Origin of the sequence: Anabaena lutea FACHB-196 (assembly GCF_014698305.1) — a bacterium.
In the GTDB taxonomy this organism is placed as follows: Bacteria; Cyanobacteriota; Cyanobacteriia; order Cyanobacteriales; family Nostocaceae; genus Anabaena; species Anabaena lutea.
This window is the reverse complement of sequence record NZ_JACJST010000015.1, coordinates 103,030-126,315: the sequence shown is the minus strand read 5'-3', so window position 1 is coordinate 126,315 and position 23,286 is coordinate 103,030. Positions and strand designations below refer to the sequence as shown.

20 protein-coding genes and 1 tRNA gene are annotated in these 23,286 nt (G+C 41.0%); 12 read left to right on the top strand and 9 right to left on the bottom strand.

Going from position 1 to position 23,286, the window contains the following annotated elements; all coding sequences use genetic code 11:
* Positions 1 to 288: 288 nt before the first annotated feature.
* Positions 289 to 1,017: a hypothetical protein gene (locus H6G59_RS16995; protein ID WP_190716426.1), complete on the top strand. Its 729-nt coding sequence runs from the start codon at positions 289 to 291 to the stop codon at positions 1,015 to 1,017.
* A gap of 55 nt (positions 1,018 to 1,072) precedes the next feature.
* Here H6G59_RS16995 and H6G59_RS16990 read toward each other — a convergent pair whose 3' ends face one another.
* Positions 1,073 to 2,206: a quinone-dependent dihydroorotate dehydrogenase gene (locus H6G59_RS16990; protein WP_190716424.1), complete on the bottom strand. Its 1,134-nt coding sequence runs from the start codon at positions 2,204 to 2,206 to the stop codon at positions 1,073 to 1,075.
* 85 nt (positions 2,207 to 2,291) lie between these two features.
* Here H6G59_RS16990 and H6G59_RS16985 point away from each other — a divergent pair, with 85 nt between their 5' ends.
* The 3 genes from H6G59_RS16985 (at position 2,292) to H6G59_RS16975 (ending at position 6,723) form a co-directional block, all read left to right on the top strand.
* A complete protein-coding gene (locus H6G59_RS16985; protein ID WP_242038903.1) occupies positions 2,292 to 5,201 on the top strand; it encodes a sensor histidine kinase in 2,910 nt (969 codons plus the stop codon).
* Between the two features lie 377 nt (positions 5,202 to 5,578).
* A complete protein-coding gene (locus tag H6G59_RS16980; protein ID WP_083389648.1) occupies positions 5,579 to 5,749 on the top strand; it encodes a DUF2256 domain-containing protein in 171 nt (56 codons plus the stop codon).
* A gap of 20 nt (positions 5,750 to 5,769) precedes the next feature.
* Complete coding sequence (locus tag H6G59_RS16975) at positions 5,770 to 6,723, top strand: isoaspartyl peptidase/L-asparaginase (RefSeq protein WP_190716423.1); 954 nt, start codon at positions 5,770 to 5,772, stop codon at positions 6,721 to 6,723.
* Positions 6,724 to 7,065: 342 nt separating this feature from the next.
* On the opposite strand, the gene glmU is transcribed toward H6G59_RS16975, so the two are convergent.
* Together glmU and H6G59_RS16965 are read right to left on the bottom strand one after the other, a co-directional pair.
* Positions 7,066 to 8,418, bottom strand: coding sequence for a bifunctional UDP-N-acetylglucosamine diphosphorylase/glucosamine-1-phosphate N-acetyltransferase GlmU (gene glmU / locus H6G59_RS16970; protein WP_190716420.1), 1,353 nt, complete (start codon positions 8,416 to 8,418; stop codon positions 7,066 to 7,068).
* 83 nt (positions 8,419 to 8,501) lie between these two features.
* Positions 8,502 to 9,425 (bottom strand): tRNA (5-methylaminomethyl-2-thiouridine)(34)-methyltransferase MnmD, encoded by a 924-nt coding sequence (locus tag H6G59_RS16965; protein ID WP_190716418.1) that lies wholly within the window; start codon positions 9,423 to 9,425, stop codon positions 8,502 to 8,504.
* Between the two features lie 19 nt (positions 9,426 to 9,444).
* Here H6G59_RS16965 and H6G59_RS16960 point away from each other — a divergent pair, with 19 nt between their 5' ends.
* From H6G59_RS16960 to H6G59_RS16950, 4 genes are read left to right on the top strand one after another with little or no spacing between them, the layout of a single operon-like run.
* Entirely contained in the window at positions 9,445 to 10,263 is an 819-nt protein-coding gene (locus tag H6G59_RS16960) for a sulfurtransferase (protein ID WP_190716416.1), read from the top strand.
* Between the two features lie 20 nt (positions 10,264 to 10,283).
* Positions 10,284 to 10,931, top strand: coding sequence for a YqiA/YcfP family alpha/beta fold hydrolase (locus H6G59_RS16955; RefSeq protein ID WP_190716414.1), 648 nt, complete (start codon positions 10,284 to 10,286; stop codon positions 10,929 to 10,931).
* A gap of 30 nt (positions 10,932 to 10,961) precedes the next feature.
* A complete protein-coding gene (locus H6G59_RS27740; RefSeq protein ID WP_339327969.1) occupies positions 10,962 to 11,144 on the top strand; it encodes a hypothetical protein in 183 nt (60 codons plus the stop codon).
* The gene (locus H6G59_RS16950; protein ID WP_190716412.1) at positions 11,098 to 12,243 is read left to right on the top strand and encodes a histidinol-phosphate transaminase; all 1,146 of its coding nucleotides are present in this window, start codon (positions 11,098 to 11,100) and stop codon (positions 12,241 to 12,243) included. Before H6G59_RS27740 ends, H6G59_RS16950 begins: the two co-directional genes overlap by 47 nt.
* A 6-nt stretch (positions 12,244 to 12,249) precedes the next feature.
* Here the strand turns inward: H6G59_RS16950 and H6G59_RS16945 are convergent, their stop codons facing one another.
* Together H6G59_RS16945 and H6G59_RS16940 are read right to left on the bottom strand one after the other, a co-directional pair.
* A complete protein-coding gene (locus H6G59_RS16945) occupies positions 12,250 to 12,822 on the bottom strand; it encodes a hypothetical protein (RefSeq protein WP_190716410.1) in 573 nt (190 codons plus the stop codon).
* 675 nt (positions 12,823 to 13,497) lie between these two features.
* Positions 13,498 to 14,199, bottom strand: a complete 702-nt coding sequence (locus tag H6G59_RS16940) for a GNAT family N-acetyltransferase (protein ID WP_190716408.1) — start codon at positions 14,197 to 14,199, stop codon at positions 13,498 to 13,500.
* 742 nt (positions 14,200 to 14,941) lie between these two features.
* Here H6G59_RS16940 and H6G59_RS16935 point away from each other — a divergent pair.
* From H6G59_RS16935 to H6G59_RS16920, 4 genes are all read left to right on the top strand, one after another.
* Positions 14,942 to 15,151 carry a hypothetical protein gene (locus tag H6G59_RS16935; protein ID WP_190716406.1) on the top strand — a complete coding sequence of 70 codons (210 nt, stop codon included), beginning with the start codon at positions 14,942 to 14,944 and terminating at the stop codon, positions 15,149 to 15,151.
* A 180-nt stretch (positions 15,152 to 15,331) separates the two neighbouring features.
* Positions 15,332 to 18,847: a response regulator gene (locus H6G59_RS16930; RefSeq protein WP_190716404.1), complete on the top strand. Its 3,516-nt coding sequence runs from the start codon at positions 15,332 to 15,334 to the stop codon at positions 18,845 to 18,847.
* Between the two features lie 82 nt (positions 18,848 to 18,929).
* Positions 18,930 to 20,231 carry a hypothetical protein gene (locus tag H6G59_RS27375; RefSeq protein WP_242038902.1) on the top strand — a complete coding sequence of 434 codons (1,302 nt, stop codon included), beginning with the start codon at positions 18,930 to 18,932 and terminating at the stop codon, positions 20,229 to 20,231.
* A gap of 50 nt (positions 20,232 to 20,281) precedes the next feature.
* A tRNA-Gly gene (locus tag H6G59_RS16920) sits at positions 20,282 to 20,352 on the top strand.
* Between the two features lie 56 nt (positions 20,353 to 20,408).
* On the opposite strand, the gene H6G59_RS16915 is transcribed toward H6G59_RS16920, so the two are convergent.
* The 4 genes from H6G59_RS16915 to pstA all read right to left on the bottom strand — a co-directional run bounded on the left by H6G59_RS16915 (position 20,409) and on the right by pstA (position 23,277).
* Positions 20,409 to 20,633 carry a hypothetical protein gene (locus H6G59_RS16915; RefSeq protein ID WP_242038901.1) on the bottom strand — a complete coding sequence of 75 codons (225 nt, stop codon included), beginning with the start codon at positions 20,631 to 20,633 and terminating at the stop codon, positions 20,409 to 20,411.
* 231 nt (positions 20,634 to 20,864) lie between these two features.
* On the bottom strand, positions 20,865 to 21,221 hold the full coding sequence (locus tag H6G59_RS16910; protein WP_242038900.1) for a transposase: 357 nt from the start codon (positions 21,219 to 21,221) through the stop codon (positions 20,865 to 20,867).
* Between the two features lie 311 nt (positions 21,222 to 21,532).
* Positions 21,533 to 22,339, bottom strand: coding sequence for a phosphate ABC transporter ATP-binding protein PstB (gene pstB, locus H6G59_RS16905; protein WP_190716402.1), 807 nt, complete (start codon positions 22,337 to 22,339; stop codon positions 21,533 to 21,535).
* A 56-nt stretch (positions 22,340 to 22,395) separates the two neighbouring features.
* The gene (gene pstA / locus H6G59_RS16900) at positions 22,396 to 23,277 is read right to left on the bottom strand and encodes a phosphate ABC transporter permease PstA (RefSeq protein WP_190716400.1); all 882 of its coding nucleotides are present in this window, start codon (positions 23,275 to 23,277) and stop codon (positions 22,396 to 22,398) included.
* Positions 23,278 to 23,286 lie beyond the last annotated feature (9 nt).

Below are 23,286 nucleotides of genomic sequence, written 5' to 3'. Positions count from 1 at the left end.
GGTCGGCCTAAAAAGGCAAGGTGGGCGCTCTGACGTTTGAGCTATCCGCTACGGTGAAAGCTAACTCCTTTGGGAATGTCGCTTGTAGTATTACTGTAGTATGCAAATTTCTGGTTGTCAAGGGGATAGAAAAAAATCTTTTCTTGGTGTCACTGGTCACTTTTTCCCTATGTCAGTGGCTTTTGCCGAATAATGGCTGATATTTTTGCCAAAAAATACAAACAAATGTCCAAATTTTTGCCAAGATATAAATATTATTTTGTAAAAATTCACTTGGCAAAAATCAGCATGAGTGAAAAAACCATAGAAAATTACGGGAAAAGTTTTCTCGTTCTAATTTTGCCGATATCGTTTTTGATTGTTTTCTTGGTCAATACCTGGAGAATTTTACTGCTAATCTTAGGGCTACTGATAGCCTTAAACCTTTGGCAGCAATATAAATGGGAAAAGTGGTGTGATCAAGTTAACCCGCTTTTTTATCAGTTAATTCGGGAAAACCAGGGAAAAATTACACCGATGGATTTGGCAATCAAGGGTGATTTTTCTGGGACGGTGGCAAAACGCTATTTAGATAGTAAATCTAAAGAATTTGGCGCTAGTATATTGGACTCTGAAAAGGAGAGTCCGTCTTACTACTTCATAACTGCCAGTATTCTGGGCGATATCCTTGATAGTAGTGAGCCAGTAGAAAAACTTCCATCTCGACCGGTGACTAATGTTGCTCGTTCTTTTTTAGCACCACCGGAAATAATTTCCCAGGAAGAGGAAATACAAACCGAAACCGAATCATTACCCGAAACTAGCCATGAGGAAGTTAAAAAACCTCTGGAAGAACAGTTAGTTTTTGGTTCACTTATTCAATCTGAACTAGCTAAAAGACTAAGTGTTTATTCCAGTACGGTTTATAAACGGCGTAATGACCCTGATTTTCCAGAATGGAGTCGCAGCCGTGATCCTGATGGAATTGCTTGGTCTTATTCTCGTAAGTCTAAGGAGTTTTTCCCTGTGGAAGAATAAGAGGCAGGGGGCTTTCTTGCAGGGTGCAGGGAACAGGTAATTTGATTATCCCCAATCACCTATTACCAATGCCTATCGCTTGACTGATGGAGGTGAAGCCGTTTTCTTCTAATTTGGTTAACAACCCGGTGAGGATGCGGCGTACCATCATTGGTCCTTCATAAATCCAGCCTGTATAAACTTGGATGAGGCAAGCTCCGGCTGTGATTTTTTCCCAAGCATCGTCGGCGGTAAAGATGCCACCTACGCCAATGATGGGGATTTCTCCTTGGGTTTGTTGGTAAATAAAGCGTATTACTTCTGTAGAACGTTGCCGCAATGGCGCTCCGCTAATTCCCCCTGCTTCTTCTTGGGGGGATTTACCAGTTTGATCAATTACTGAAGTTTTTAGTCCTTCACGGCTAATTGTAGTGTTGGTGGCAATAATCCCGGCTAATTTGTAGGTTTTAGCGAGGGAAATAATATCAGCGATCGCATCCCATTCTAAATCTGGTGCTATCTTCACCAAAACTGGCTTTTGTGAATTATTTTCTGTTTGTAATACATTCAATATTTGACTGAGCATGGCAGCATCTTGGAGCGATCGCAATCCCGGTGTATTGGGAGAAGACACATTAACCACAAAATAATCACCCAAATCTTTAAGTAAGCGAAAGCTCTCCAGATAATCCTGTGCTGCTAGTTCTAAGGGTGTTATCTTAGATTTACCTAAATTTATGCCTATAGGTACTGAGCGAGTTAATTCTTGGTGACTCGATGCCAATCTAGCTGCCATTGCTGCCGCACCAGAGTTATTAAAGCCCATGCGGTTGAGAGCAGCTTTATCTAATGGTAAGCGAAACAAACGGGGAGGTGGATTTCCTGGTTGTGCATGATATGTGACAGTACCCAGTTCAGCAAAGCCAAAACCAAGACTAGACCAGATTCCCGCCGCTAGTCCATCCTTATCAAAACCAGCGGACAAACCTACAGGGTTAGGGAAATTTAGCCCAAACAGATTTTGTTCTAAACTTGTATTATCTAGGCACAAAGACCTTCGTAGACTGCTATTTAACCAGCTAACAGCAGGATTGTAGCTTGCTTGTGACAGCCAGCTAAAAGTACGAATAGTTTGCTGGTGTAACCACTCTGGATCTGTTTTGACCAAAGTGAATAAAAAAGGATTAATTACTGCTTGATAAATATCCAAACTAGGTTAACATCTACCAATTATTAACAAATGCCAGATTAATCGAAATTTTTCTCTGGACATCATAAATATAATACTACAACTCATGTCAACAGATGATCAGATGGGGCAGCCAAATCAACCTCTATCAGCCGAACAACAAATCCTGTTGTTGTTCCAAGTTCTCCAGAAACTCAGAGAAGAGGATAATGTTGACGTTCTCATCAAAACTACCATTACTTATATTCAAGAACAGTTTGACTACCAATTGATTTGGATTGCTGTTTATAATCAGGCAAATAAAACGTTGTATGGTAAAGGTGGTATTACGCCTGATGGTGACACAAGTTATTTACAAAGATCAGTTTTATTAAATCCAGGACATTTATTAGAGTCAGCAGTAACGGAATTGCGTCCTGTAGGCATAGCTAATTTACAACAGGAAGTCCGCGTCCCCGAATGGCAAGAAGTAGCTATAAAATACAATATCCAAGGAACAATTATTTTACCAATTCGCCATAAAGACAAATGCTTAGGTTTGGTGTTAATTGGTTCAGTGCGATGGGGGTATTTACTGAGGGGAGAAGCCAGAGCAAGACTGTTGATAGTTTTAGGTGAACTGGGAGTAATGCTTAATTACAAGGAAAAAACTTGGCAACTAGAGCAAACCCCAAGTCCTAGCGAGCAATTATTAAAACTGCTGGAAAATGTACGCTCCCTTAGCCATTTTAATAAAAAGCTAGAAACAGTAGTCGATGGGACTCATAAATGTGTTTCTCCCTCACGGACAAATATTTACTGGTTTGAACGAGAAAGACATTACTTCTGGTGTCGCATGAGCAGTCAGCTGGTGAGCATGGGTCGTAATTTAAGCACTCAGCCAGCCACCGCAGGGATAACAGTACAGGAGTTGGGTGATGTTTATTTCAATTTGGCAGTTAATGAAGTAGTGTGCATGAGTGAATCAAGCAGTTCTCTCAACAGCAATGTGCAGAGTAAACTGCTGCAACGCTTGGGGGTGCGATCGCTCTTAGCCGCGCCGATTATCTTGCAAAAAGACCTACTAGGCTTTCTGGCGGTGGAAAGTACTGAACTGCGAGTTTGGACTCAAGCAGACAAAAATTTTGTCCAAGGTGCGGCTGGGTTACTCTCCTTAGTTGTTCCCACCGACAGCATGGAAAGCACCATCAGACAAATTCAACAAGACAACCAACTGACTAAACAAATTACCCAAGCTATTTATAAAGAACAAGATCTACCAGAAATTTTATACCCTTGCGCCAAAAGCATTATAGAGCGACTAGGGGCAACACAGTTTTTACTTTTACAGTACCAACCCAACCAAAATAGTTATCAAGTTCTTTACCAAAGTGCAGTCAAGAATCGCCGAGCTTGGAGATTTTCACTTAGCGCTCTCCCAGACATAGATTTTCAGATGTTGCAAAATGCAACGCAAGCACTAGAGATTGAAAACTTAGACGCAGATTTGCCCATGTTTGGCTGGCGTTCCCAGTTACTAGAGAATGGTGTGCGATCGCTTTTGATTTCCAGCTGTATTCAAGGTCATACGCCGCAAATACTGTTGCTGATTACTCACGAAACTCATCGCTCGTGGACAACTCAAGAAAAAGAATTGCTGTGGTTATTCAGCCAGCAAATAGGTGTCATAGTTCGTAATTGGCAGTTAAATATAATTACTCAACAACAGGAAAAAATTTCCCAGATATTCAAACAATACCCTAGCATCCTCATAGAAGCTGAAAGTGGGACTATTGAGACAACTGCCCTAAAACACATAGCAACTGTTTTGGAATGTCCACTGGCTGTCATTCTATCCTGGTCTCCTAGTCAGGAATGGGCAACAATTATCCCAGGGGTAATGACTAATAATCAGTTTGGGATTGTTGAAAATGTTCCTATTTCCATCGAGAGAGATGTTCTCATTGAGTTGGCACTGGCACATAATAGTTACGTGATTTTCAAAGCCTATGATTTACCACCAGCAACCAGGCAATGGTTGACTCTCCCTGATCGGGGTCAAGTTTGGGTGATGGCATTACGTAGTACTGCTGATTCTCAACCCATAGGTATAGTATTGCTGGCAAATTATGGAGAACAAACTTGGTCGGATATTAATCTCAGTGTTACCGCAACGCTTGTTTCTCAATTAGCTTGGTGGCAAAGTCAACAGCAAATCATCCAAGGTTTAGAGTCCAATAGTGAAGGATTACGAGAACTCAACTGGTACAAACATCGACGTTTAGAAGAAATCCATAGAATGACGGCTCAGGTGCTGACTCAGATTCATGATTTAGGTATTCCAGCTAATGAACTGACGCAAATGCGTTACAAGCTCCTACTACGGCAGTTAGACTATATCACCAACTCTATGAGCGGAGTGATTAAACAGGAGCAATGGCAGTTGCACATGAGTTGGGAAACAATGTCAATTTACAGTTTATTGAAGCGCGCAATTGAACGAGTAGATCATTTAGTTAAACAACAACAGATGTGGATAGGTGTACATGGTTTGGCACAACCAACTGAGCGAGTTACATCACCCAAAAGCTCTTCATTATCTGGAGAGTTAATCACTGCATCAAATCCATCTCCATTGGCTACATCCGGCGATATTGTCAAAATAGAATTTGTTGTCTACGAGTTGTTATTGGCTGCCTGTAAACGGTCTCCCATTGGTGAAAGAGTTGATATCTGGTGTAACCAGTTAGATGAGCGATCGCTGGAACTGTCAATTACAGATCATGGCATCATTGATCCACATCTATTAGCAGAGTTAAGTCATAATGGACACAAGAATATACTTGCTTCTGCCTACCTCAACCAACCACCTGGTTTGCATCTGCTAATTTGCAAAAACCTAATCCAGCAGTTGGGAGGAGAATTGCAAATATATCAATTACCAGATCATCGAGTAGTTAGTCGCTTAGTTTTGCCTTTAGCACCTAGCAATTCTGAGGGAAATACCGTAGGAAATACTTCGCCACTTACTCAGTAGTAGTATTGAGTAATATAGCAGGAGTCAGGAGTCAGGAGTCAGGAGTCAGAAGGCAGGGTGCAGTAGATAATTATTTCTCCGCGTCACCGCGTCCCCCCATCCCCGTGTCCTCACAAGGGTAGGTATTTTACATTGTCGTGAGGGCAAGACTTGGGGGACAAGGAAGGACAGTGGACAAGGGAGGAAAACCGTACAAAATTATATTCTCTTAGTAATAAAAAGACCATTGTGCGGAGAAAATCTTCCTTGTCTACTTTCCCTCCTTGTCTTCCTAGTCCTGCCTTAACAGATAATATTAAAAACCTACCCTTGTCAGATCCCCGTGTCTCCCCCTCTCCGCGTCTCCTCTTCTCTTCCTTTCACAACAAACTCTAAATATGGGACGTAATATTGCTAAATCTAATCTGCCTGAAAAAATTTGTGTAGTCTGTCAACGTCCCTTTAGTTGGCGCAAAAAATGGGAAGATTGTTGGGACGAAGTGAAATATTGCTCTGAACGTTGCCGTCGTCGTCGTTCTCAGGCTAAAAATGAAACGAATCAAAGTTAAAACTAGACAAACGCAATTAAATGACTTTACAAGTAAAACCTAAATTAATTATTCATGGTGGGGCTGGTAGTTCTCTGCAAGGGAAGGGAGGATTGGAGGCTGTAAGGCGATCGCTCTATACTGTCATCGAAGAGGTCTATTCTCTGCTCTTAGCAGGTGCTACAGCCTCTGAAGCCGTGGTGCGCGGTTGCCAAATGTTGGAAGATAATCCCCGTTTTAATGCTGGTACTGGTTCGGTACTCCAATCTGATGGGCAAATTCGCATGAGTGCTTCGCTGATGGATGGTACATCAGGGCGTTTTAGTGGTGTAATTAATGTTTCACGGGTAAAAAACCCGATTGAGTTGGCACAATTTTTACAAACCTCCCCAGATCGGGTTTTGTCTGATCACGGTTCATTGGAGTTATCGCGGGAGTTGCAAGTTCCTACCTACAATGGTTTAACTGATTTACGCTTGCAAGAATGGATACAAGAACGCCAAGATAACTTTAAAAGCACGATGGCTGGGGTAGTCGCTGAACCAGAACTAGCAGAAAGCTGTAATGCGGGACGAGGTACAATTGGTGTAGTGGCTTTAGATGGCTATGGCAAATTAGCGGCTGGTACTTCCACAGGTGGTAAAGGCTTTGAGCGCATTGGGCGAGTCAGTGATTCTGCTATGCCTGCTGGTAATTATGCTACAAGTTATGCAGGTGTCAGTTGTACTGGTATTGGCGAAGATATTATTGATGAGTGTTTAGCAGCGAAGATTGTCATCCGTGTTAGTGATGGAATGTCTTTGCAAGAGGCTATGTGGCGCTCATTTACCGAAGCTAGTAAGAATGCACGGGATTTGGGTGCGATCGCTCTTGATGCCACTGGAGCTATATCATGGGGTAAAACTAGCGAAATCTTACTTGCTGCTTTCCATAATGGTGACACTATTGGCGATACTTTGGAATGGAATGATGGCGAGTTGATCGGTTATTGTTGAGGAGGATTTTTTTAAACGCGGAGGGACGCGGAGGTTAGCGCAGAGGTTCGCTGAGGTTTTTTGAGGTGGGAAAATGCACTTCTTCTTTTGCGTCTTTGCCCCTCTGTGCCTCTGCACGAAACTTTTCTCCAAGAATAAGTAGTTAGGTGGCAAAATTTATCGTTATGACAAGGCAGGAGGCAGAGGGCAGAAGGCAGAAGGGAAGAGAGTTTGAGCTAAATTTACTTTTCGTTACATACTTCTGTTTTTTTTGTGCCTTCCTACTTATCAAAATAATTCGTAATTGCAATTAGTGGAATCTTGTACCTTCTTAATTACGAATTACGAATTACGAATTACGAATTATTCGGTTTTTTTCCGCCAACCTGGTTTAACTACCTGACGACTTCTCGCAATTACTAAAGCATCGTTTTCGACATCTTCTGTTACCGTTGAACCTGCGGCAATATAAACATCATTACCCACTGTAATGGGTGCAACTAACACACTATTAGAACCGGTTTTGGTGCGATCGCCTATTTTAGTTCTATGTTTCTTTACTCCGTCGTAGTTGGCGGTAATTGTCCCCGCACCAATATTTACCTGAGTTCCGGTTGTAGTATCGCCTAAATAGGATAAATGAGCTACATTAGTGCGATCGCCTAATTGGGTATTCTTCAACTCGACAAAGTTACCAATTCGACAACCAGCACCTACTTCAGTATGACCGCGCAAATGAGCATAGGGACCAATGCGAGTTTCTGCTTGCACAACGCTATCTGTGACTACAGAATACTGGACAGTGACATTTTGACCCAATTCGCTATTTTCAATTAAACTACCAGGGCCAATGCGACTACCGGACTGAATCACAGTTTTACCGCGCAGGTGCGTTTGCGGTTCAATAATCACATCTGGTTGTAATTCCACTGTTTCATCAATGGTAATACTTGCAGGATCAATTAGCGTCACACCAGCCAAAAGCCATTTTTCCTTAATGCGTCTTTGCAAAATATCGTTAGCTGTGGCTAATTGTAATCTGTCATTAATTCCTAAAATTTCTTGGTAGTCTTTCACATCTACAGCCATCACTTTTCCTACTTCAGTAACGGCATCTGTGAGATAATATTCTTTCTGGGCATTATTTGCTGCTAAATGAGGCAAAAACTTTGCTAAATCTGGCCAACGGAAACAGTAAATACCAGCATTAACACGGTTATTTTCTCTTTGCTTAGGAGTGCAATCTTTATCTTCAACCATTTTCTGCACAACATCGTCACTATCACAAAAAACCCTTCCGTAACCTTGGGGATTTGATAACTGTGCAGAGAGAATAGTACAGGAATTATGATTTTCTTGGTGGGTTTGTAACAGGTTTTTCAGAGTTTCTGTACGCAACAAAGGTACATCACCATTCAAAATCAGCAAATCCCCAGTATAACCTTCCAAATGGGGAAGTAATTGTTGGATAGCATGACCTGTACCTAATTGTAAAGTCTGTTCCACAAACTCCAAACCAGGAATTTCCGCCATTGCAGCTTTCACTTCTGGAGATTGATACCCAACAATCACTAACTTCCGTGAAGGTGAAAGGGGTTCGACGCTTTCAATAACGCGTTCAACTAAAGATTTTCCACCTAAAGAATGTAAAACTTTAGGCAGGTTTGATTTCATTCTTGTGCCTTTTCCTGCCGCGAGAATTGCTACAACAACCATAATTAAGTATCAGTAAATTCCCATGATGAATACTTTTGATGAATACTTTTAGGATTTTGATATTCAAGCTCAAATCATATCAGTTAACTCCACCTTTTTTTCCATTGAGATGTAGTTTCTAAAATAGAGGCTTGTTGTTCTTGTTGTCGTCGCATGATTATAACTTCCGCAGCATCCCTCAATTCGGGATCACGGTAAGGAATAGCCGCACGAGTTTGTAAATGTTCTTTTTCTTCTTCTGAAATCGGGGGAATAAAAGAACCAGGGGAGCAGGGAGCAGGGAGCAGGGAAGAAAAGTCCACTTCTCGGCTCGCTTCCTCTACTTGATATGCTGCTATAGTACCAGGTGTACGCCTTCCTATGGGTGTGGTAGAACCTATAACTAAGCCTGCTGCTAAAAGTGCAGTGCGTACAGCCGCAGAACAGGAATAAGTCGCTAGTAAGCCATTTTGATGTAAACACAAGGCGACTTTTTGTATAAATTCCACAGTCCATAATTGTGGACATTGCGGTGGTGAAAAGGGATCGAGAAAAATAGCATCAGCTTGAAAACCTGACTTATGTACCTCTACAATCGAGTTTCTAGCATCGCCTATTAGTAACTTTGCTTTCAAGCGATTGGTTTGGACTTGATAATTAAAAGCAAGTTCAGTCAATATTTGTGTATAATCGTATTCCCAATCATCAAATATATGCTGGTTAAGGGCTGCTTTGGGGACTGCGGGATTTAGTTCTAAACCAATGACTTCGACAGAACAAATGGGATTTGCTTCCCAAATTACTTGTAACGCTGCGGCTGTGTTGTATCCTAGACCATAACAAACATCTAAAATCCTGACTATTCCATTTCTGGCTGCTTTCTGCACTTGAGTAGGAAGTGCAAACTTCAAATAACTTTCTTGTCTGGCTCCATAATGGCTGTGAAAAGCTTCCTCAAATTCTTCGGAAAAGAAGGTAAAAGAACCATCTTGTGTTTGTTGAAGTGTAAAATTATCTGAATCTGACATTTTTATATAAAACTAACTAATGACTAATAACCAATTTGTTATCTCTCCCAAATGGCTATTTGAACATCTTAACAATTCACAAGTTGTAATTGTCGATTGTCGCTTTTCTCTGGCTGATTCGCAACTGGGAAAAAAGCAATATCAAGAAAGTCACATAGCAGGAGCTTATTATTTAGATTTAAATCAAGATTTATCTAGTCCTGTGGCAGAACATGGAGGAAGACATCCTTTACCTAATATCAATGATTTAGCTGATAAATTAGCGAAAATCGGAGTTAATTACCAAAAAACTCTGGTAGTCGCCTATGATGATTCTCGGTTTGCGTTTGCGTCTCGTTTATGGTGGTTATTACGGTATTTAGGACATGAGCAAGTAGCCGTTTTAGATGGTGGGTTTGCTAGTTGGCAAAAAGCTGGTTATCCCGTTTCTGAAGTGATTCCAGAATCTGGAATGGGGACATTTGTCCCGCAATTACAAGGGCAAAAAGTTGTAGATTATACTTATGTAAAAAATCGCAAAGATCGTCCAGATGTAGTTTTGGTAGATTCAAGGGAGAGCGATCGCTATCGAGGCGAACGAGAACCAATTGATAAAATTGCCGGTCATATTCCCGGTGCTGTCAACTATCCTTGGCAAGAAGTCACCGACGCAAATGGCTGTTTACTTCCCCAGTCAGCACAGCGTCAAAGGTGGGAACAGCTGGAAACAGCTAAGGAAATTTTAGTTTATTGTGGCTCCGGTGTTACTGCTTGTGTAAATTTACTGTCTTTAGAAATAGCTGGAATTTCTACAGGTAAACTTTATGCTGGGAGTTGGAGTGATTGGATTAGTCATTAGCCAGAAGTGTTGAATGTCAAATGTTAAATTCTTTTATTTATCTTCACGGCTTTGCTTCCAGCCCTAAATCTACTAAAGCACAGGATATCAGCGATCGCTTTACCCAACTTCACATCAAGCTGAAAATTCCCGATTTAAATGCCGACGATTTTTCCCATTTAACAATCACTCGTCAGCTAAATCAAGTCGCTGCTGAATTCAGTAATTCTGCACCTGTAACCCTGATTGGTTCCAGTTTAGGTGGTTTGACATCTGCTCATTTAGGGGAAAAATACCCACAAGTGCAACGCTTAGTTTTATTAGCACCAGCTTTTGGGTTTTTATCCCATTGGTTGCCCAAGTTAGGAGAAAAAGCTTTAAAACGTTGGCAACAAGAACAATATCTCTTAGTACATCACTATGGGGAAGGACGAGAATTACCTCTAAGTTACAATTTTGTCACAGATGCTGCCCAATATTTAGAAAAAAATCTCCAACGCCCGATTCCCACATTGATTCTGCACGGTAAACAAGATGAAGTTATTCCCATTACCGCTAGTCGTGAATTTGCGAATTCCCGTCCTTGGGTAAAATTAGTAGAACTCGATAGCGATCACGCTTTGGGAAACGTCAGCACCGAAATTTGGCAAGCGATTCACTCATTTTGTCACCTAGGGATTGGAGATTAGGAAATAGAGACTGGGTAATACTTTTTACCAATTACCAATTACCAATTACCAATTACCAATTACCAATTACCAATTACCAATTACCAATTACCAATTACCAATCACCAATCACCAATTACCAATTACCAATTACCAATTACCAATTACCAATCACCAATTACCCATTATGCTTCCCTTCATTCGTTCAGATTTAGCCCAATTTACTGCCTATAAACCCCACCCCAGCAGCGATACAGCCGAAGCAGTCGCCATAGAATTTGACCGGCTTGATACCAATGAAAGTCCTTATGATTTACCAGTGGAGATTAAAGAAAAGCTGGCATGGACTTTTCAACAAGTAATTGAAAGCAATCGTTACCCTGATGGTGGACATGAGACACTCAAAGATGCGATCGCCGAATATGTCAATGAATCGGCTCATCTTCCATCCTCTGTGATCACCGCTGCTAATATTTCCGTCGGTAATGGTTCCGATGAACTCATCCGTTCTTTATTGATTGCCACCTGTTTAGGCTCAGAAGGCTCGATTTTAGTCGCCAACCCCACTTTTTCCATGTATGCGATTTTGGCGCAAACCCTGGGCATTCCTGTGGTAACGGTGGATAGAAATGAAAGCAATTTTGAAATAGACTTAAAAGCAGCACAATCAGCCCTTGAAGCCACTCAAAATCCCCCCATTCGGGCAGTTTTCGTCGTTCATCCCAATTCCCCTACCGCCAATTGCTTAACTGCGGCTGAATTAGCATGGTTAAAAAGTCTACCAGAGAAAATTTTAGTAGTTATTGATGAAGCTTACTTTGAATTTAGCCAAACTACCTTAGTTGGGGAATTAGTACAACGTCCGAATTGGGTAGTGCTGCGGACTTTTTCCAAAGCTTTCCGGTTAGCAGCCATGCGAGTTGGCTATTGTGTAGGCAATCCAGATGCGATCGCTATTTTAGAAAAAGTCCGTCTCCCCTACAATCTCCCCAGTTTTTCCCTTGCTTCTGCTTTAGTTGCTTTACAAAATCGTCAAATTTTGCTGGAGTCAATTCCCCAAACCCTCAGTGAACGCAGTAAACTCATCACCGCTTTATCCCCACATCCAGCATTAGAAATTACAGCCAGCGATACTAACTTTATTTACCTACGTCTTAAACCAAATCCTTCTCACCCAGCAGCTACTGCTTTAACTCGTCTCCACCAAACACTCAGAAATCAAGGAACTCTTGTCAGATTACTTCCTGGAGGATTACGAATTACTGTAGGAACACCCACAGAAAACACTCATACCCTCAACCGATTACAAACTGCTTTAGCAGATCTGGGTTAACTATTCTTAATTAAAATAGCCGTCTCCATCACTGCCCAAACGACGCACTATTGCCACCGTTTGCGGCAGCACACCTACTAACATAGCAAATGCCACATCTGGTAGATCAGCAACTACTTCTGGCGGAAAATATTGTTCAAATTGATCAATAATTTTTTGGACTCGTTCTCCAGAAACTGAGTTTTCCGTAATTTGTTTAATCAAGCGAATCCATTGTCGCCTAATCAAGTAAGCTTTTTGACGATCTTCATGAGATTCAGGAGTTAACAACGACAGATTGCCGATAGGTAGTACACATTGGCAATCTTTATCATAATCCCCACCTACTACTGCTCCCGGCCCAGCGAACTCTGCATGGTAGCCTTTAAAGACTATTAACCCATTCCGTCTGCGACTATTAACTATAAAAACTTTTCCGCTATGGAGCGACGCAAGAATGTCAGATCTGTGCGATGCCTGCGGAGGGCATTGCCATAGCTCAATTCCATCTCCCATGGTAAGCTTATCCACGAAACCAGTTTCAGAGCAAGAAGTTGATACCATAGCGGTCTGATAGCGTCGGCGTTGTTCACTATCCATGTTTTCTCAAATTTTCGACGACGGTTTTAAGGCTATGCACTTCTAGATATCCAATAATTATCTGTTTAGTTAAATCAATTTTTCTGACTGGCTTTATATTCTCAAGATTTTTTTTGGGAAGATTTAGCTTAATTGCCCATTAAATCAACGGTGTTTGGCAATTATTAATCACATTTTATGGGATTAAGGTGCATTTGTCTTCAACTGTACGAGTATTTTCTTAAAGTTTTTATAAAGATGAAATCTTAAATACTAAGTTAGTATGAGGATTCCACGAACTGTTCAGTTATGGGTTCGTTGTGTTATATAATCTTTCTCTATTTAAAATCGCCAAGTCAAAAAACCGACAATATTATCAAGTGAATTGGTCAATACTACAGCATTTCTATGTAACCTCATGTTTTCTTTATGGAAAACATAAGCAAACATGATGTTTTCAGTCAAGGCGGCATATTCCCGCGTGTTGAACTGTCAAAACACGTTCTTGGGTTTTGAATTATGGCTGAGTCTTGATAAATAGTAACATTTCTAAAATATTTGAGCATCATGCTTCTTCACAGTTGAAAATTAAAGTATTGCCAAGTTTTTCAACAAGTTTTTGAGGCTGATACAGAGAACAGCCGTAAACCGGCTCATAAATTTATTTATTAACTGTTTGTCAAACTACAACTCCTCTCATCCTCCCACCCAAGTTTTTTTAATTAGGTGTTTATGCAAGAAAATCTGGCGTGAGGGGTTGAGGAAAAAGGTATTCCAAAGAGATTCTACTTCTTTATGCACCCGACGATATCCCAGCTTGAAATAAAGTTGCCTAGCTTGATGGTTATTTTCCAAAACATGGAGATATAAATCTTGAAATCCCCATTCTTGGCAGACTTGTTCACAGCTAGTCAATAACCTAGAAGCCACACCATGCCTACGGTATTGTGGGTTGACAGCTAAATTGGATAAGTAAGGAAAAGACTTGTGAGCATTTGCCCAAGAATCACTAAAACGCAAACCCAATTCTACAGTTCCCAATATTTGATGAGTACTCCCCATACTTGTGTCAACAGCGACTAAACAAACTTGATGAGGTGATATTGAGGCTAAACGATTTCTTAAGTCTTCGTAAATACCCAAACGTAATAAGGGAAAAGCCCAGCCCCAGAAACCTTGTTGAGAGTGAAAGCTTTCAGCAATGATTTGAGCAATACTAGTCAAATCAGCAGATGTAGCCGCACGGATTTGAAGTTGTCGCAAAGCTGGGATAGGAACTTCTGTAACTGACGGTTGATGATGTGGGGGAAAAAACCAGGTCGGAAAAGCTAGTTGAGGATTGATTGACTTTGCATTTTCAGATACCTGAGTGATTTGCTGGGAAAAGCAACTCGTCATGAGATGGTAAATTCCGTATTGATCGGCAATCATACAAAATGTACAACTTTGTTTATGGTTCTGTAAGCTGCGCTCCTCAAAGAAGCTAGACGTTTCAATTTCATAAATCCAATGGGTTGAGTAAAGGAGAGTTTATGTATATCCATGTATATCTTTGATTTGAGAATATAAAAATGAGTGGTATCTTTATTAAACAACTAGTTTACGGTGGTCTAGTTAGGGTGAGTACCAATAAGCGTAGCAAAACCTATCTAATTTGTTAGTCAAGTACTAACGTCAGTTCCTAGTTAAGAGTTCAGGAGTTAGAAGTCAGGAGTTTTTGAATTGATTTCTCCCCATCTGGCATAACTGAAGGCTATGACTAGCAACTTAGGTTATTATATGCTTAATATCAGGTTTGTATTTACTCCCATTTTTAGTCAATTTGGTTGTATAGGTACTATGTGATGGATACTGGAAAGAGAGTCTGTAGAGCTACTCAATTTTTAATTCTCAATTAACCTAACATCACCACCTGTTTTAGTATTCACCCAAGTTGCTAGTCATCTAGTTTAGGCTGGTCATGGGTGATGGGAAAAAGGGAAAATTCTTGATTCAACTGTGTTGTCTTTCTGTCAAGAGTAACCTTTTGGCTAACTAGCAACTTACGTGATTAGTTCTGATTGCTAAATTGGAAATTATTACTTGTTTAATTGTATACTTGGCTTGGAAATACGATTATTGTAATATTCATGACTCTACCATGACTACCATAAATAAAATTGACCCGCCAGTGTTAGTACAACTGCTGCAATGGCAAAACTTAGTATACATCATGGTTATGTTGGCTCTATCTAGGAGCGCTTTATGGAATCCAATCAGGTTATTACAAGACATGAGAGAAGACTTGGTGAGTCAAAATCTACTCGATCAAGGGAAAATAACAATGAAATTAACCGCTTTGTGCCATTAATTAACAACAATCATCACTAGCTAGTAAGTACAATTACCGGGAGGGAATAGTCCTATATCTAGCAGTTATGTAGCCCAATAGTCTCTTGGTCGAAATGCTCAAACCTTACCTGATTCAGAAATATCTCTACCTGATCAGATTATTCTTTATCCGACTGCCGATGCAGCAGGAAAGCGGTGCATGACATCACAAGCAAACAGTAAGCCGAAAATTTTGGTTGTCGATGATGAGCCAGACAACCTTGACTTGCTTTACCGCAGCTTCTATCGCGAGTATCAGGTGCTGAGGGCTAACTCAGGTCCTGCGGCACTGGAACTGCTGGCAAGAGAGGGAGACATATCAGTAATCATCTCAGATCAGCGGATGCCGATGATGAGCGGTACAGAATTTTTGAGTCTGACAGCAACTCAATATCCAGATATTATCCGAATTATTTTAACTGGCTACACTGATGTGGAAGACTTGGTGGAAGCTATTAACTCTGGCAAAGTATTTAAATATGTTACTAAACCTTGGGAAGCAGAGGAACTCAAAGCTGTGGTACGCCAAGCTTTGGACACACATAATGTTCTCAAGACTAGAACCCGCGAACTGACTCGCACACTCCGGCGAGAATCGCTGCTGAATACAGTTACTAATACGATTCGCAGCGCCCTGGACTATAGGCAAATTTTGCAAACTATAGTCGATACAGTGGGGCATATGTTAGAGGTGGATGTTTGTCTTTTACGTCCCTTCCAAGATGAGCAGTTAGCGGCTGAAGGATTTATTTATCAAAAAACCTCCAGTGATGACGAAGAAGAAGACGGATTGGAAGATGGGGAAATAGAAGAATTTTTGCCCTCCAATCCTGAGTTACTTTTGGCTCAAACAGTCTGGGAAACCCGTGAAGTACAGGTGATTTATGATGTGGCTGGAGATGATCGCATCCAAAATGATCGCGATCGCGCAGCGGCGTTTACAGATGCTAAAATATGCTCTAGCTTAGTTGTACCGCTGATTTGTCAACAAGAACTCAGAGCAGTTTTGACTCTACACAAGTGTTATCAATCCCGGATGTGGGAAGATGAAGAGGTACAACTCGTTTCAGTTGTAGCAGATCAGGCAGCCTTGGCCTTGTCTCAAGCTTATGCTTATGAGCAAGTAGGCGCTTTAGCAAAACGAGAAGCTTTAATTAATACAATTACTAGGGCGATTCGTTCTAGCTTAGATCCACAAGATATATTTGCAGCTATTACTCAACAATTGGGACAAGCTTTAAATGTAGATGGTTGTGTGCTGTCTTTGTGGACAGAAGAAGATGAATTTGTGCAATGTGTAGGCTTGTATGATAGTTCTGAAGAATTCAACAATTTAAGAAAAAATAACTTCAACAGCAATCATCGCTCGGTTACTCAGCACTTACCTAGTTCCCAAGCGCCAATTCGGAAGAATCCGATTTTGCAAGAAATATTGCGGACACAGGAACCAGTGGTAATCACTGACATCACTCATTCTTCCTCAGATGTCCAGGCGTTTGATTTACCTTTGAAAATGCGACCACGATCGCTGATGGTTGTTCCCCTAATAATTGATGGTCAATGTATCGGTAGTATCACTTTGCGAGAAGGTCACAAAGTTCGCAAGTGGCTGCTATCAGAAATTGAATTATCTAAATCAGTAGCAGCCCAAGCAGCGATCGCAGTCCAACAGTCACGCTTGTACCAAAAAACTCGTGAACAAGCAGAACGCCTCATACAACTAGATAGACAAAAAACGGAATTTTTTCAAAATATTTCCCATGAATTTCGGACTCCCATCACCTTAATTCAAGGACCATTAGAATCAGCAGTAGCATCTGGAGAAGGGTTATCCCACGCCCAAAGTGCGATCGCTCTCCGTAACTCTCGTCGTCTGCTGCGATTAGTAAATCAACTACTAGACTTACAACGCTTAGATGCTGGGAGAATGCAGCCGAGTTTCCGCCCTTGCGACATGATCGAATTTGTTAACCAAATTGTCGAATCATTTCGTCTCTATTGCGAGAAAAAAGGACTGCAAGTCATTACCGATTTACTAGAATGTCCGGTAGTTTACTTGGATTTGGAAAAATTTGACAAAGTACTCTACAACCTCTTGTCAAATGCCATGAAATTTACTCCTGATGGAGGCACAATCAGGGTCAGACTATACAATGAGGGAAATGCCTGCATACTGCAAATCCAAGATACAGGAATTGGCATCCTTCCCGAACAAATTCCCCATTTATTTGAGCGCTTCCGTCAAGCTGAAGGCTCAGAAAACCGCACCTATGAAGGTAGTGGATTAGGTTTGTCTCTAGTCAAAGAATTGGTAGAATTACACGGCGGCGAAGTTAAAGTACAATCAGTCTATGGACAAGGTACTCAATTTACCCTACGGCTGTTGACAGGTGCAGATCACTTACCCCCAGAACAGGTACTACACATCCCCGGTGAACTGAATAACAGCCGCGCCACTGTAGAATTAATTGATGTAGAACAAGTAGAATCAACGGAAGATAACCTAGAATTTATTACCAGAGATTTATCACCTCATCCAGGAATTTTAAACTCCAACAGACAACTTCCCGCTCAGTCAAAAACTGATCAATTAATCTTGGTTGTAGACGACAACCCAGATATGCGATCTTATGTATCCACTATTCTCCGCCAAAATGGCTATCAAGTAGCTACTGCTCGTAACGGTTATGAAGGCTATAACATAGCCCAAGAACTTCGTCCCAGCTTAATCATCACAGACTTAATGATGCCCTTGGTGACTGGACTAGAAATGATTCAGATGATCAGGGGCGATGATAATATGCGCGGTATACCCATCATTCTGCTCACAGCCAAGGTTGATGAAGAAACTCGCATTGAAGGCACAGAAAATGGTGCTGATGCCTATTTAGCTAAACCATTCAATGACCGGGAACTTTTGGCAGGCGCGAGGAATCTTTTAGCCCTGAAGGAAAATGAAAAACGCGTCTTGGAGTTAAACACCTACCTCACAGAATCAGTACTCAAGCGCTTTTTGCCATCTGCACTAGTGCAGAAAGCCGCATCTGGCAATTTATCCCTAGATTTGCGACCAGAACCACGTTTGGTGACAGTTTTGTTTAGCGACATTGTTGGTTTCACCCAATTATCAAATACTCTCAGATCCCGCAAAGTCGCCGAAGTACTAAATGAATATCTAGAAATTATGACCAAAGTTGTTTTTAACAATGGCGGTACTGTAGATAAATTTATGGGAGATGCCATATTAGCCTTATATGGAGCGCCCGAAGAACTCACACCCAATGAACAAGTACGTCGTGCTATCGGTACAGCCAGAGGAATGCAAAACGCCCTCATTAATTTAAACAAGCGCTGGCGAGAACAAGGTATATTCGAGACTGATGGGCGTAATGGCGTGCAGTTTCGTTGTGGTATCCACCAAGGTACAGCAGTTGTCGGGATGTTTGGTAGTGAAGAACGCGCTGATTACACAGCAATTGGTCCCAGTGTGAATATTGCTGCTAGGTTGCAGGCTGCTGCTCTCCCAGGTACTATTTTGGTATCGGCAGCTGTTGCCGATTATTTACAAGAAGAAGAAATTACTAAAGGTAGTCCCTTGGAACTTAAAGGAATAGATGAAACAGTTCTCACATTCGTAGTTACACCACAACTAGAAAGTTTCCCAGCTAATGACTAAATTTCAGACTGGATGATGAATTAAGGATGAGCAATTAGTTAAAGCACTCGATCATAAAATCATATCCAGTTTTTAGTTGAATATGATGCCACCAGTTACAGATAAATCTCTCATTCCCTTGCAAACCGGGAAAAAACATACTGATCCGCCCTTTTTGTGGGTTAGTGTATTTATAAGTTCAATTTCGCTACACTTGCTGGTTTTTTGGTTATTAGGCTCATCTGATGAGTTTAGACCCTGGATTCCCCACTCTAGTCAAGCTAACATTCCTGTTGATTTCATAGATATTTCGCCTCAAGACGAATCAACAGCCAAACCCAAATTCATCGCTAAAACAGTTACACCAAAACTTCCCTCTTCTACTCAAAAGTCTTTTACACCATCTTTACCAGAAACCACACCAACTACCCCTGAAAATCAAGATGATGGCGCTATAAGTTCTGACTTTAATCCTCCACAGGAGTCTCAAACTGAGAACTCTAAAGTTAATAATCAGCTAGTTCCAGAACCAGTAGACTCCATACCTGAACCCACAGAAACCCCTACACCTACAGAAACTCCTACACCTACAGAAACCCCTACATCTACAGAAACCCCTACACCTACAGAAACCCCTACATCTACAGAAACTCCTACACCTACAGAAACACTTTCACAGAGAATTCCATTAGATGATCTTCCCTGGAATCGCCGTCAAGAAGTAAAACTGGGACAAGGAACCCTACTACCAAAAGATATTCCCTCAGATTCCCCAACCCCAACAGAGGAAACTTCACAAACTCCAACAAAGGAAACTTCCCCAACTCCAACAAAGGAAACTTCCCCAACCCCAACAGAGGAAACTTCCCCAACTCCAACAGAGGAAACTTCACAAACTCCCACAGAGGAAACTTCCCCAACCCCAACAGAGGAAACTTCCCCAACCCCAACAGAGGAAACTTCCCCAACTCCAACAGAGGAAACTTCCCCAACTCCAACAGGAGGGGGTATACTAGCTAATGTTTCTCCTATACTGAAAGATGAAGTCAATCAATTAATACAAGAAAGACGATTAATCAAAGATGCTTTACCTGATGTTCTGGCGGAATATCAAGGTAGTAGCAGTAAGCAATTAGAAGCTAGTTTTTTCCCCAGTGATTCTGAAATAAAGGCAGCAAATATACTAGTTAGTTTAGTAATAGATAACAATGGCAAATTTCAACAAGCTGTAGTTTTAGAAATCGAACCGACGACACTCAGCAGTGAAAAAAGCATCTATGAGCAAGCACTTAATGATATCTTTAAGCAAGAAAGCTTTATTGCCGCCCATAACGAAGATGGCTCAAAACCAGATTTGAGTAATTTGTATATGCGGATTAGGATTGAGCCAATTAATTCTCCATAAATAGTTGTGTTTTTACCAAAGCTATGTTATCTTTATATAGATACAGATTTGCGGGTGTAGTTTAGTGGTAAAACTTTAGCCTTCCAAGCTAATAATGCGGGTTCGATTCCCGCCACCCGCTTTGAAAAGAATTAAGGACAAAAGACGTTATTCCAAGGGCGGTTATTCCAAGGGTGGTTATTCCAAGGGTGGGGAAACCCCGCCCCTACGTGGGTTGTTTGGGTCTTTATCCCAACGCAAAGGGTTTTTAACGATGTATTGACGAGCGATGTCTAAAATTTTTTGATAACGGATAATGCGATCGTAATAATTTCTTTGCCATATACGCAGTCCAGGGGTGTCATCAATTTTATTAATTATTTTCGTTGTTTGATATTTGTAATACGCAATTATTTGTCCCAATGTTATTTTCTTCCGTAGGGGCGGGGTCTCCCCTCACAAGGGTAGGTATTTTACATTGTCGTGAGGGCTAGACTTGGTGGACAAGGAAGGATAGTGGACAAGGGAGGAAAACCGTACAAAATCATATTCTCTTGGTAACAAGAACAGTCCGTCAAAAGACCATTGTGCGTATAAAATCTTCCTTGTCTACCTTCCCTCCTTGTCTTCCAAGTCCTGCCTTCACAGATAATATTAAAAACCTACCCTTGTGAGCGGGGTCTCCCCACCCTGTATGTCATCCCCGCCCTCTTTCCTATCATCGTGTACACCCAACAATTCATCATTGATGATAATAATTCCATGAACATGATTAGGCATAACGATAAATTCATCTAATTCAACATTAGGAAAATGATGGGGGATGTTTGACCAAAATTCATGAACAATAAGACCCCTAACGGTGAATTTCATTTCTCCATTAATGATTTCGCCTAAATTACATTCACGGTGTTGGGTACAGATGGTGATGAAATATGCTCCTGGTTGTGAATAATTATAACCCCGTAGGCGTGTTGATTGGCGATGGTGGATTTTGGGGTTATATTTCATGCTGGATGTGGAGTGTTGATTTTAATGTTTTGGGATATTATGGCGCAGGTAAAAAGTTGAGGAAATAAAGGAGGAATTAATGGTAAAAGGGCGGGGAAACCCCTCCCCTACCTGGGTTAGGAAAAAACTACTTGCTTAAATAAAATTACGTAATTTGCTTTAACCACGATCTATAGAAAACCTAAATCATAAGTGAGAAATTTAGTTAAAAAAATATCACTGTAGAAATCTCTAAGTGATAGGTTGGTTTAAGTAATTCTCCACAGTAAAATGTCACCAAGCTATAATAAAACCGTGACATAATTCCACCATTAACCAAATCTACCGCTGATATAAGCTTTGGTGTCTTCTTGCTGTGGATTGTTGAAAATTAATTCTGTATCTTCGTATTCGACTAAATAACCTGTTCTACCACCTTTATCGGAAGTTTTGACGTTAAAGAAGGCTGTTTTATCAGCAACCCGCGCAGCTTGTTGCATATTGTGGGTAACGATAACGATGGTGTATTGTTCTTTGAGTTCGTGAATTAGTTCTTCAACGCGCAAAGTAGAAATGGGGTCAAGTGCAGAACATGGTTCATCCATGAGGATAACTTCTGGTTGAACTGCGATCGCTCTAGCAATACATAAACGCTGTTGTTGTCCACCTGATAAAGATAAACCACTTTGCTTGAGTTTATCTTTGACTTCATCCCACAAAGCAGCTTGTCGCAAACTGCGTTCTACCAATTCATTCATATCACCTTTGTAGCCGTTGATTTTGGCTCCAAAAGTAATATTGTCAAAAATTGATTTAGGAAAAGGGTTTGGTCTTTGAAACACCATACCAATCCGACGACGTACTTCTACCGGATCGATATCTGGTGCATACAAATTTTTATCGCCAAAATAAACCTTACCTTCGGCTCGAAACGATTCAATGAGATCGTTAAGACGGTTATAGCATCTCAGTAATGTACTTTTACCACAGCCGGAAGGGCCAATGAAAGCTGTAGCCTTATTTTTCGGGATATCTAGCCAAATATTTTGTACAGCAAGGAAGTTACCGTAGTAAATATTCAGATTTTCTGTACGTAAAACCGCATCAGTCCCATTCATTGTACTAGCGTTAGTAGCCATAAATAGTTTAGGGATAATTTTTAAGGATGATCGTGCATCCTGTTGATGGAATTTTGTTAAGCTTTTTGCCTAGTTGCCCAGCGAGCGATGATACTTGTGATCAGAACCATCAAAACCAAAATTAGAGAAGCAGCCCAAGCTAAAGACTGCCAATTTTGAAAAGGTGAAACGGCGAAGTTGTAAACTAAAACTGCCAGAGAAGCTGTTGGTTGAAATAAGCCACTTGGCCAAAAAGAGGAAAACAGCGCAGTAAACAGTAAAGGTGCAGTTTCTCCAGATGCTCTAGCGATCGCTAAAGTAGAACCAGTCACAATTGCTGGTAAAGCTGCTGGTAATACCACCTGTGCGACAGTTTGAAATTTAGTTGCTCCTAACCCCACAGAAGCTTGACGCAAATCTTGGGAAACTAACTGTAAAGCTTCATCCGTAGTTCGCAAAATAGTGGGTAACATCAAAATTGCCAACGCAAACCCACCACCAAAAGCTGAGTAAGAGCCTAAATTCAGCTTTACTAATGTCAAAACTACAATTCCATAAGCAAATACCCCAGCAATAATAGAGGGGACTCCACTGAGAATGTTAGTAGCAAACCGTATCCATCTAGCTACTTTACTAGAACTAAACTCTGTTAAATAAATTGCCGCTAACACACCAAAAGGAATGCTAATAGTTGCACCAATACCCACCATTAACAGTGTTCCCAAAATGGCATTACCAAAGCCTCCTCCCTTTCTCAGAGGTGCTGGTGGTAATTCTGTAAACACACTGAAACTTAGACTGCTAAAGCCTTTAAATATTACATAAGAAAGCACAGCCAGCAGAGGTAGCAGCGCCAATGCTCCACAAATATATGCTACTACGGTCATTGCCGTATTAAACAAGGTTCGGGGAGACGAAGGGGAGCGAGTCAGGCTGCTTTCGGGAAAATGATTCGTCATAATTCAACC